The organism is uncultured Brachyspira sp. (genome assembly GCF_944390595.1).
Taxonomy (GTDB): Bacteria; Spirochaetota; Brachyspiria; order Brachyspirales; family Brachyspiraceae; genus Brachyspira.
Window position 1 is genome coordinate 1 of record NZ_CALXRN010000162.1, and the last position, 10,202, is coordinate 10,202.

Annotated in this window: 13 protein-coding genes and 1 pseudogene; 6 read left to right on the forward strand and 8 right to left on the reverse strand. The window is 26.4% G+C overall.

Features of this window, described 5'->3' with window-relative positions; translation table 11 throughout:
- The 8 genes and pseudogenes from Q0J90_RS09430 to Q0J90_RS09465 all read right to left on the reverse strand — a co-directional run.
- Nucleotides 1–203: pseudogene (locus tag Q0J90_RS09430) on the reverse strand (cupin domain-containing protein); the annotation flags it as partial.
- 36 nt (nucleotides 204–239) lie between these two features.
- Nucleotides 240–743, reverse strand: coding sequence for a flavodoxin (locus Q0J90_RS09435; protein WP_297277662.1), 504 nt, complete (start codon nucleotides 741–743; stop codon nucleotides 240–242).
- Between the two features lie 32 nt (nucleotides 744–775).
- Nucleotides 776–1,753, reverse strand: a complete 978-nt coding sequence (locus tag Q0J90_RS09440) for an aldo/keto reductase (RefSeq protein WP_297277663.1) — start codon at nucleotides 1,751–1,753, stop codon at nucleotides 776–778.
- Between the two features lie 30 nt (nucleotides 1,754–1,783).
- The gene (locus tag Q0J90_RS09445; RefSeq protein ID WP_297277664.1) at nucleotides 1,784–2,761 is read right to left on the reverse strand and encodes an aldo/keto reductase; all 978 of its coding nucleotides are present in this window, start codon (nucleotides 2,759–2,761) and stop codon (nucleotides 1,784–1,786) included.
- A gap of 80 nt (nucleotides 2,762–2,841) precedes the next feature.
- The gene (locus Q0J90_RS09450; RefSeq protein WP_297277673.1) at nucleotides 2,842–3,741 is read right to left on the reverse strand and encodes an aldo/keto reductase; all 900 of its coding nucleotides are present in this window, start codon (nucleotides 3,739–3,741) and stop codon (nucleotides 2,842–2,844) included.
- 84 nt (nucleotides 3,742–3,825) lie between these two features.
- On the reverse strand, nucleotides 3,826–4,671 hold the full coding sequence (locus Q0J90_RS09455) for an aldo/keto reductase (protein WP_297277665.1): 846 nt from the start codon (nucleotides 4,669–4,671) through the stop codon (nucleotides 3,826–3,828).
- A gap of 265 nt (nucleotides 4,672–4,936) precedes the next feature.
- Nucleotides 4,937–5,383 carry a cyclophilin-like fold protein gene (locus tag Q0J90_RS09460; protein WP_297277666.1) on the reverse strand — a complete coding sequence of 149 codons (447 nt, stop codon included), beginning with the start codon at nucleotides 5,381–5,383 and terminating at the stop codon, nucleotides 4,937–4,939.
- Between the two features lie 12 nt (nucleotides 5,384–5,395).
- Nucleotides 5,396–5,794 carry a MerR family transcriptional regulator gene (locus Q0J90_RS09465; RefSeq protein ID WP_297277667.1) on the reverse strand — a complete coding sequence of 133 codons (399 nt, stop codon included), beginning with the start codon at nucleotides 5,792–5,794 and terminating at the stop codon, nucleotides 5,396–5,398.
- A 244-nt stretch (nucleotides 5,795–6,038) separates the two neighbouring features.
- Between Q0J90_RS09465 and Q0J90_RS09470 the strand changes: the two genes are divergently transcribed.
- Genes Q0J90_RS09470 through Q0J90_RS09495 form a run of 6 tightly spaced genes read left to right on the forward strand, consistent with a single transcriptional unit; the run spans nucleotide 6,039 to nucleotide 10,149 of the window.
- On the forward strand, nucleotides 6,039–6,743 hold the full coding sequence (locus Q0J90_RS09470; RefSeq protein ID WP_297277668.1) for a beta-ketoacyl synthase chain length factor: 705 nt from the start codon (nucleotides 6,039–6,041) through the stop codon (nucleotides 6,741–6,743).
- 51 nt (nucleotides 6,744–6,794) lie between these two features.
- Nucleotides 6,795–7,055 (forward strand): phosphopantetheine-binding protein, encoded by a 261-nt coding sequence (locus tag Q0J90_RS09475; RefSeq protein ID WP_297277669.1) that lies wholly within the window; start codon nucleotides 6,795–6,797, stop codon nucleotides 7,053–7,055.
- 3 nt (nucleotides 7,056–7,058) lie between these two features.
- Nucleotides 7,059–8,405, forward strand: coding sequence for an AMP-binding protein (locus Q0J90_RS09480; protein ID WP_297277670.1), 1,347 nt, complete (start codon nucleotides 7,059–7,061; stop codon nucleotides 8,403–8,405).
- 1 nt (nucleotide 8,406) lies between these two features.
- Entirely contained in the window at nucleotides 8,407–8,733 is a 327-nt protein-coding gene (locus Q0J90_RS09485) for a 3-hydroxyacyl-ACP dehydratase (protein ID WP_297277671.1), read from the forward strand.
- A 12-nt stretch (nucleotides 8,734–8,745) separates the two neighbouring features.
- Nucleotides 8,746–9,708 (forward strand): glycosyl transferase family 2, encoded by a 963-nt coding sequence (locus tag Q0J90_RS09490; RefSeq protein ID WP_297277672.1) that lies wholly within the window; start codon nucleotides 8,746–8,748, stop codon nucleotides 9,706–9,708.
- A 3-nt stretch (nucleotides 9,709–9,711) separates the two neighbouring features.
- Entirely contained in the window at nucleotides 9,712–10,149 is a 438-nt protein-coding gene (locus Q0J90_RS09495) for a thioesterase family protein (RefSeq protein WP_028329413.1), read from the forward strand.
- Nucleotides 10,150–10,202: the final 53 nt, after the last annotated feature.

Genomic DNA, 10,202 nt, shown 5'->3' on the forward strand with positions numbered 1-10,202 from the left:
GTATGCCATGCAGTTCTGGCACCTGCTTCAAATGTTACATAAGCTACAGAGAAATGTGAATCTTCATTAGGCTCTGTAAGAATTTCTACTTCAACATCTCCTGTAAAATATTCTTTTGCTCCTTTAAATTTCTTACCTTCTCCATTTTTTATAAATATAGTTTTTTCCGGTGCTTTATTATATTCAAAATTTTTATCTGACATTGTATTTCTCCTTTTTTTATTATTTATGTTACTAAATTATTTTATTTTTATAAATATATCTTTAATCCATTTCTTTATTTCATTTTCAGCACTTGAGGCAGAACTTCCGTATACACTTAATATTTTAGCTGTTTGTTTGGATTTTGATTCTTTTTCTATATCTCTTTTAATGCTTCCAGAACCTCCTCCACCATGAGTACAGAAAGGCATTATTATCTTATTAGAAAAATCAAAACTATTTAAAAATGTATTTACAGGAGGAGCAATTGTATTCCACCAATTAGGACTTCCTACAAATATAACATCGTAAGCATCTATGCTTTTTATATTATTTTTTAATTTTGGTTTATGATTGCTGTTTATATCTCTTTTAGCTTCATTTAAAACCGTGTTATAGCTTGGTGAATATGGCTTTTCTGGTTCAGTATAAAAAAAGTCTATTTCGGAATTTTGAAATTCTGACTTTACAACTTTTGCTATACACTCAGCAAGTTTTTTAGTGTTTGATGAATGAGAGTAATATGCTATTAATGCTTTCATAAATTAGCTCCTATTGTTATTAATAAAAAATATTATCTTCCTACTATTTCTAAATGTTCCTTAGGATATCTTTCTCCTTGTATAGTTATTTTTGATATTGCATCATTAATTTTATTTAATTCTTCATTAGTAAACTCTACATTAACAGAGTATATATTTTCTTTTAATCTTTCTATTTTTCTTGTTCCAGGTATTGATACTATAAATGGTTTTTGATGCAATACCCAAGCTAATGCTATTTGTGATTTTGATACATTTTTTGTTTTGGCAATATCTTCCAAAATCTCAATCAATATCTGATTTTGTTTTAAATTTTCTTTTTTAAATCTTGGTACAGAACTTCTAAAATCATTTTTTGAAAACTCTGAATCAGCATTGAATCTTCCTGTTAAAAATCCTTTACCTAATGGAGAAAAAGGCACAAAACCTATATTTAATTCTTCTAATAATGGTATAATTTCATTTTCCGGTTCTCTCCAAATCATAGAGTATTCGCTTTGTATGGCAGTTAATTTGCATACTTTATCAGCTTTTTTTATAGTATTTGCTCCAGCTTCAGATAGTCCCCAATGTTTAACTTTACCTTCTTTTATTAAATCTTTTATTGTGTGTGCAACTTCTTCAATAGGTGTATTAGGATCAACTCTATGAAGATAATATAAATCTATGCAGTCAGTTCTTAATCTTTTTAATGAACCTTCTACCGATGTTCTTATAGTTTCTTTTTTGGCATCTAATACAGGTTTTCCGTTTACTGTTTTTATACCGCATTTTGTAGCTATTACAACTTTATCTCTGCATTTCTCTAATGCTTCTCCTACAATTTCTTCATTTTTATATGGGCCATAAGCTTCTGCAGTATCAAAGAAATTAATACCTAATTCTACAGCTTCATGTATGAGAGATATTAATTCTTTTTTGTCATAATTTTCATCATATATTACACCATATCCCATACAGCCCAATCCTATTGCGGAAACTTCTAAATCTCCTAGCTTTCTTTTTTTCATGTTAAATCTAAACCTTTTATTATTAAAGTTTTATTTTCCTACTCTGTCAGCATATTCCTTAGGGTATCTATCACCATGAATTAGTATTTTTGAAAGTGCTTCGTTTATATCATTTAATTCATTATCTGTTAATACTATATCTGCTGATGAAGTATTTTCTTTTAATCTATACAAACTTCTAGTACCAGGTATAGGGACTATGAAATTTTTTTGTGCTAATACCCAAGATAATGCAACTTGAGAAGGAGTGATATTTTTATTATTAGCAATCATTTTTATAAATTCTATTAATTTTTGATTGGCTTCTAAATTTTCTTTTTTAAATCTTGGAACTATGCTTCTAAAGTCATCATTTCCAAAAGAAGAATTTTTATCTATAGTAGCAGTTAAGAAGCCTTTGCCTAAAGGAGAAAAAGGCACAAAACCTATATTTAATTTTTCTAATAATGGTATAATTTCTTTTTCTGGTTCTCTCCACATCATAGAATATTCACTTTGTAATGCAGTTAATTTGCATATTTCATCAGCTTTTTTTATAGTATTTGCTCCGGGTTCTGAAATTCCCCAATGTTTAACTTTACCTTCTTTTATTAAATCTTTTATTGTGTGTGCAACTTCTTCAATAGGTGTATTAGGATCAACTCTATGAAGATAATATAAATCTATGCAGTCAGTTCTTAATCTTTTAAGAGAGCCGTCTATAGATTTTTTTATTGTATCAGGTTTAGCATTCAATATTTGTTTTCCATTTTCTATTTGTATTCCAAATTTTGTAGCTATTACAACTCTGTCTCTATATTTTTCCAATGCTTCGCCTACAATATTTTCATTTTCAAAAGGTCCGTAACATTCAGCTGTATCAAAGAAAGTTATACCCATATCCAAAGCTTGATGCATTAAATAAATCATATCTTTCTTATTGGAAGCAGGACCATATCCATGACTCATTCCCATACATCCTAAACCAATAGCTGAAACTTCTAAATTTCCAAGCATTCTTTTTTTCATATTTATACCTCCTAAACTTTTATTTTTTACTTCCTATTATCAATAGATTTATTTAAATTAAATAATAATTAAAATAATCTTTAATACCAATCATGTTTTTCATTACGGTTCAATTCTGATATTCTTTTCATATCATCATCGCTTAATTCAAAATCGTATATTTCTGTATTTTCTATTATATGTTCTCTATTGCTTGAACCTGGTATTACAATTACTCCTCTTTGTAAATTCCATCTTAATATAATTTGAGCAACTGATTTATTATATTTTTTTGCTATATCTTTTAATACTTTATCATTCAAAAGTTCTTTTTGATATCCTCTTCCTCCCAATGGATACCAGCCTTGAACAGCTGTACCCAAACTTTGTATATATTCTACAACATCAGTATCTTGATAGTATGGATGTATTTCATTTTGTACTAAAGCAGGCATTATATTTATCTTTGGAAGAAATTCTTTTAATTCTTTTATGTACCAATTAGAAAGTCCTGCAGAACGAATCTTTCCTTCTTTTATAGCTTTCTCTATAGCTTTATACGCTTCAATATCATTATTTCCTGGATGATGAAGAAGCATCATATCAATATATTCTACATTCAATTTCTTTAATGCATCATTTATAGCTTTCTCTGCATTATTATATTGATTAGGATATAACTTTGTAATGATAAAAATATCTTTCCTGTCAACTTTGGAATCTTTTACAGCCTTTCCAACAGCCTCTTCATTGCGGTATATGTATGCTGTGTCTATCAATCTTACTCCATTTTGTAGAGCATAAAGAACAGAATTATAGCAAACATCATTTAATAAACTATAAGTACCTATTCCATTTAAAGGCATTTCATAACCATTATTTAGTTTAACTGTTTTTGTATTGAAATTAAAATTTGCTTTACTGTTCATATTATTAGCCTCTGCTTTTATATTTAGTAGTGTAATAAAAATTAACAAGAAACTTATAAAAGTATTTTTAATTATTTTTTCTTTCATAAAATATACACCTATCATGTAAAAAATTATTTATATATTTTCAAAAATGAAACTCATATATTACTAATATTAAATCTTATAATTGCATAAATATTTTACAGTTTCAATATCAGTATGCGATAAGAATAAACTTTGTTTAGTGTCAAGTTTAAAAATTTCTTTCATATCATTATCATCTAATTCAAAATCAAATACATTGAAATTTTCTATTATTCTTTCTTTATGTACGCTTTTTGGTATAACAACAACATTTCTTTTTATGAGCCAATTTAATATAACTTGTGCTGCTGTTTTATTATGCTTTTTTGCTATAGATAGCAGTACTTCATTAGTAAACATATTATTTCTGCCTTCAGCAAATGGTCCCCAGGATTCTATTTGAATATTATATTCTTTCATAAGTTTATTATCTTCTTCTCTTTGGAAAAATGGATGAGTTTCAATCTGATTTACCATAGGAGCTATTTTATTGTGCATAACAAAATCTAATAATCTGTCAGGATAAAAATTGCATACTCCTATAGCTTTTATTTTTCCTTCATTATATAAGTCTTCCATAGCTCTCCAAGAACCGTAATAATCTCCGAAAGGCTGATGTATTAAATATAAATCCAAATAATCTAATCCTAATTTATTCATAGAAGTTTCAAAAGCCTTTTTAGCATTATCATATCCAGCATCACTTATCCATAATTTAGTAGTGATGAATAATTCTTTTCTATTGATTCCGCTTTCTTTTATAGCATCTCCCACAGCTTTTTCATTATTGTATGCAGAAGCTGTATCTATTAATCTGTATCCTGCTTCAATAGCATTTAATACAGATTTTTTACATTCTTCATAATCAGATATTTGAAAAACTCCGAATCCTAATATAGGCATTTCAAGTCCGTTATTTAATGTTACTTTTTTCATGTGCTGATTCCTATTGTTGCTATCAATAAACTCGCTTTTTCTTAGCTAATAACTAAAGTTATTAGCTGCTCGTTTATTTCTGTTGTTGCTATCAATAAACTCACTTATAACTAAGTTTATTATTTATTAGCTATTCGTTTATTGATAAAGTTATTACTATCAATCAACTTCTTTATTAATTATAAACTTTACTTATCAATTCTTTTTAAATTATAGCATTAGAGTGCACTCCAATGTCAATAGTAATTTTAATAAATTTTATTTTTTATTTATTAACACTAAAACTTATTTCAACGCTTCCTCTGCCAAGTGAATCTTTAAGTCCTGATGTATTTTCTATGTATCCTATTTTTGTATAACTGTAAGATGTTGAAAAATTTTCATAAAATAGAACTAAACAATTACTGCCGTAAAGCATGAAGTCCCCTGTTTTTATACTGCCGCCTCTTGAAGATTGTGTAGTAAGACTTTTATTTAAATTATGATATTTTTCATTGGCATTTAAATCATTCATAGTTATAGTCAAAGGCATCATAGATAAAAAATCTTTTGCTGTTTGATTATCATATAATATTAATTTATATTCTTTATTATTTATTTTTAAATTAATGGAAGTATTTAAAGTATTCATATTTGTATTATCTCCATAAACTGAATTGCATGCTGTAATAGCAAAAACTAATAAACTAAAAAAATATTTTTTTATTTTCATTGATATTTACCCTCAATATTCTTCATTTTCTTTCTTTTTTAACATATCTTTTTCATTAACAGCCATTTGGCTTTCATAATTTTCTATTTTTTTATTCAATTTATTTACAGTTGCCTGAAGTTCATCTAATTTTTCCTGCATTGCATCTCTATGACTTATAAGAAGCTGTTTTCTTGCCTCTAATGTAGCATCACCCTTATTGTATAACTTTATATATTCTATTATAGACTCTATTGACATACCTGAATTTCTCATACATTTTGAAAATTCTATCCATCCTAGATCATAATCGCTGTAATTTCTTATACCGCTTTCGCTTCTTTGAACTTCCGGTATTATTCCTATTCTTTCATAATATCTTAATGTATCAGTAGATAATTCTGTTTTTTTGCTTACTTCTGCTATCGTCATAATATTCACCTCCATTTTTTGTAATTATATCATTGGAGTGCACTCTAATGTCAATATATGATTATATTTTAGTATATTATCTTATTATATCAAATACTTATGTATTATAATTATTTATAACAAAAAAGTATTAAAAATTCTTATATTTCGGCTAATATTTGATATATTAATTAATAGTTGACTTTATAGTATAATTTAGTATAATTTATAATAGTGAAATTATGATTTTTATATTAGGAAGGTTATGTCAGGTTTAAGTTTTAGAGTGCTTGATTGGGATTTTTTTGCCCCTAATATAGATAAAAAATTTATATTAGATAATTTAAATGAGGATATAAATATTTCTTACGGTGAAACTAATCCGGACTTAGATTTTATACCTAGAGCACAAAAAAGAAGACTCAGTCAGATAACTAAATTATCATTTGAGTCTGTGAAAAATATTCTGAAAGAAAATGATCAAATACCTATATTTTTTGTATCTAAATATGGAGAAATAAAACAGCAGTATAATATATCTAAAAAAATAGTTACAGAACATGAGGTGTCTCCGGCACTTTTTAGCTTTTCCGTTTTTAATACAGCAGCTGCACAGCTTACAATATTTTATCAAAACCATGAAAGAGCTATTGCTGTTACGTGTTATGATAATTTTATTGATACAGCACTTTTACAAGCAGCTTCATTTTTGAAAACTTCAGAACATAATAAAGCACTCATAATTATAGCTGATGAAAAATTACCTGAAAGTTATGAAATTATATCAAAGGACAATAATTATTCATTTGCATGTTCTTTTCTTATATCTATAGATGACGCTGATATTGATATAAATATTATTGACAGCGGCGTTAAAAAAGATGAAAATTCTATCATAGATTTCATTAAATTTATCTCAACAGATACTCCTAATTTGAAATTGGGAAAAATCGAATTAACAAAAAAATAACTTTATCTTTTATAGATTTATGTAAAATATTTTTTAAAGGAGAATTATAAAATGACTATTGAAGAGCAAATAAAACAAATAGTAATAGAGGCAGCAAATTTAGAAGGTGTTACAATAGATGATATAGATACTGACGCTCCATTATTTGGAGATGAATTAGGACTTGATTCTATAGATGCTTTAGAAATAGGCGTTGCTATAAGAAAGAAATTTAATATAAGTTTTTCAGATATAGAAGAAAATAACAAAAAACATTTTTATTCCGTAGCTACATTAGCTAAATATATAAGAGATAATTCAGAGCATAAGTAATATATGAGAAAGTTAAGCAATACAAATTTTTATTTATTAAAAGATTCAGAGGATATTTTTCTTGTTCATAAGGAAAATAAAGGTTCAGTTAAGTATAACAAATTTGTCAGTGATATAGTACGTATCTTGGAATATTTATCTAAATATAAAGAAGATACTATTACAATATTTATTGAAGATGCCTACAGATTTATTGCAGTTGTTACAGCCGGATTTATTCTTAAAAAAAGAGTCAATGTTCTCAATAATAATAGTCCGAAATATGTTGAGAGCATATTGGATGATTCAATGATTTATATATCTGACAGCAGTAAATCAGCTGTAGATTTGGATGAAATATTTAAAAGCAGCTGTAATAATAAATGGTTTGATTTACTTAAAGAAACCTGTATAGATGAAAATGTTAATATTAATTTTTATACTTCGGGATCAACAGGATATCCTAAACTTATAGAAAAAACATTAAAGCAATTTGAGGCAGAAGCTTCAAAAATTGTTAATCAATTTACAAATGATATAGCAGATTCTGTGTTTTTGTATACAGTTCCCCATTATCATAGTTATGGATTTGTTTTTGCTGTGTTGGTTCCATATATGTTGGAATTGAAGTCTTTAGATAATAGAATTAATTACTTAGAAACTATTAATAATTTTTCTGACTACAAAAAAATTACCATAGTTACAACTCCTGCTTTTTTGAAAAGAATAGATAGAACATCATTAAAAATCAATGCTGAATGGCATTTATTTTCTTCTACCGGTGTATTGGATAAGAAAGTTAATGATCTTTGTAAGGAAGTATTCCATACTGATGCCACAGAGATTTATGGGAGTACAGAAGCCGGTGCTATGGCATATAGAAGAAGAAGCGAAAATGAACTATGGACTAGACTTAATGTTGTTCAATTAAAAGTTGATGAGCATGGAAGTATAGAATGCTGTTCCGGTTATACAGGTGATAATGTTTGGATTCATGTAGGCGATGTTGTTGATATGAAAAATGAAAATGAATTTGAACTTATAGGAAGAGAAGATTCTATAGTAAAAATAGAAGGTAAAAGAATCAGTGTTCAGCAGATAGACAGACAAATATTGATGGATAAGCATTTTAAAGACAGCTATACTATATATTGTAAATCTGATAAGAGGGAATATATAGCTTCTTTTATAGTGCTTAATAATAATGATAGAAATGCAGAGCATATGAAAAGATATATTATAGAATATTTAAAAGGATATTTTGAAACGGTAGTTTTACCTAAAAAAATATATTTTGTAGATAGAATTCCAAGAAGCGAAATTGGTAAAATAGATAGAAATGCACTTGATGCTATAATGCAAGGAAATTAAGTTGGATAATTATACTATAGAAGAGCAAAGCAGCAATATGTTTAAAGTAAAAGTTTTTATAGATGAAAAATTGCCGTATTTTGACGGACATTTTGATAATTTTAAACTTTTACCTGCTGTGGCACAAATAAAAATTATAATTGATATATCAAAAAATATTTTTTCTAAGGATATTATAGTTACTAAATTATTGAAACTTAAATTTACTAACATGATTTTTCCAAATTCTAATATTATTATTGAAGGTATATACACAAATAGTATTCTTTCTTTCAAAATATACGATGAAGATAAAAAATATTCAGATGGTAAAATTTATTTTGCTTAGAGGTTTTATCTTATGAGTCATTGGAGTGAAGAAAAAGAAATAGGCAATAGGTGGAAAGCATTATTTTCTGCTTTTGTTTATAGAGTATTAGGAAGAACATTTATAATTATATATCTTATTCCTATTAGTATTGTTTATTTCTTTTATTCAAAAAATAGAATGAAGGCTTCAAGAGAATATCTCAAAAGAATGTCTAAATACAATAAGAAGATAAAATCTAATATAATATGTTCATATAAACATCTGCTTTCATTTGTGGTTTCTATTGCAGAAAAAATAGCAGCTTGGGACGGTGATATACCTATAAAAGACTTGATAGTGAAAACTAAAGATGATTATGAAAAAGTTATCAATTTGCTTGATAATAAAAATGGAATGATAATCTTATTTTCACATATTGGAAATATTGAACTTTTAAAGGCATTAGCTGTTATAAATGAAGGCAATCCTATTAAAAATTATAAAATAAATATAATAATGGATTCCAGAGTAAATAAAAATATTAATATATTTATGGGAGAAGGAAAAAATAATTCCTTTATAGATTTTATAGATGCTTCAAATATAGGGCCGCAAACTATTATTAGTATAGAAGATAAATTGAATAATGGTGAAATTGTAGCAATAGCAGGAGACAGAACTTCTAATAAAACAGATAAAGTCAATTATGTAAATTTTTTAGGAGAGGAAGCTCCTTTTCCTTGCGGTGCTTTTTTAATACCTATTTTACTTAAATATCCTGTTTACTATTTTTTTGCTTTGAGAGAAAAAGATAAAATACTTTCAAAGAAGTATAATTTTTATATACATTCATCTAAAATAAAATTAGATAGCGAAGAACTTAAAAACAGGAAAAGAAAAAATGAAATTATATTAGAATTAACAAGAGAATTTGCTTCTATTATTGAAGAAAAAGCTATAGAATATCCTTATCAATGGTATAATTTTCATGATTTTTGGTATAAGGGAAATTAGTTTATGAATAAAAATACGTATAAAAAAAAAGTTTATTTGGAAAATGATTATTATATAAAACCTTCTTTTTATGATTTGGATCCTATGGGGGTTGTTTGGCATGGAAATTATATAAAATTTATGGAGCAGGCTAGGGAGGCTATGCTTTCTATTATAGATTATGATTATGATATTATGACTGCTAAAGGAGTTATGTGGCCTATAGTAAAACTTGAAATAAAATATATTAACTCCATTAAATTAAATCAAAAGGTAAGAATACATACAGCTATTACTGAATATTTAAATGGAATGAAAGTAGAATATACTTTTTATGATGAAAATAACAAAATAATATCTAAATCTTCTACATTGCAAATGCCTATAGATTCAGAAACTAGAAAAGGTTTTTTAAATAGTCCTAAAGATTTTATAGAAAGAATAGAAAGAATTAATAATTAAATATAAATTTTTTTTACAAATTAGTTGTTTTTTGTATTTATATAATATAGTAT

Bases quoted from the DNA above. Each gene is read 5' to 3' on its own strand.
- Q0J90_RS09445 (WP_297277664.1), bottom strand. From the start codon at position 2,761: ATGAAAAAAAGAATGCTTGGAAATTTAGAAGTTTCAGCTATTGGTTTA.
- Q0J90_RS09465 (WP_297277667.1), bottom strand. From the start codon at position 5,794: ATGACGATAGCAGAAGTAAGCAAAAAAACAGAATTATCTACTGATACA.
- Q0J90_RS09495 (WP_028329413.1), top strand. From the start codon at position 9,712: ATGAATAAAAATACGTATAAAAAAAAAGTTTATTTGGAAAATGATTAT.
- Q0J90_RS09475 (WP_297277669.1), top strand. From the start codon at position 6,795: ATGACTATTGAAGAGCAAATAAAACAAATAGTAATAGAGGCAGCAAAT.
- Q0J90_RS09435 (WP_297277662.1), bottom strand. From the start codon at position 743: ATGAAAGCATTAATAGCATATTACTCTCATTCATCAAACACTAAAAAA.
- Q0J90_RS09440 (WP_297277663.1), bottom strand. From the start codon at position 1,753: ATGAAAAAAAGAAAGCTAGGAGATTTAGAAGTTTCCGCAATAGGATTG.
- Q0J90_RS09480 (WP_297277670.1), top strand. From the start codon at position 7,059: ATGAGAAAGTTAAGCAATACAAATTTTTATTTATTAAAAGATTCAGAG.
- Q0J90_RS09460 (WP_297277666.1), bottom strand. From the start codon at position 5,383: ATGAAAATAAAAAAATATTTTTTTAGTTTATTAGTTTTTGCTATTACA.
- Q0J90_RS09470 (WP_297277668.1), top strand. From the start codon at position 6,039: ATGTCAGGTTTAAGTTTTAGAGTGCTTGATTGGGATTTTTTTGCCCCT.
- Q0J90_RS09455 (WP_297277665.1), bottom strand. From the start codon at position 4,671: ATGAAAAAAGTAACATTAAATAACGGACTTGAAATGCCTATATTAGGA.
- Q0J90_RS09490 (WP_297277672.1), top strand. From the start codon at position 8,746: ATGAGTCATTGGAGTGAAGAAAAAGAAATAGGCAATAGGTGGAAAGCA.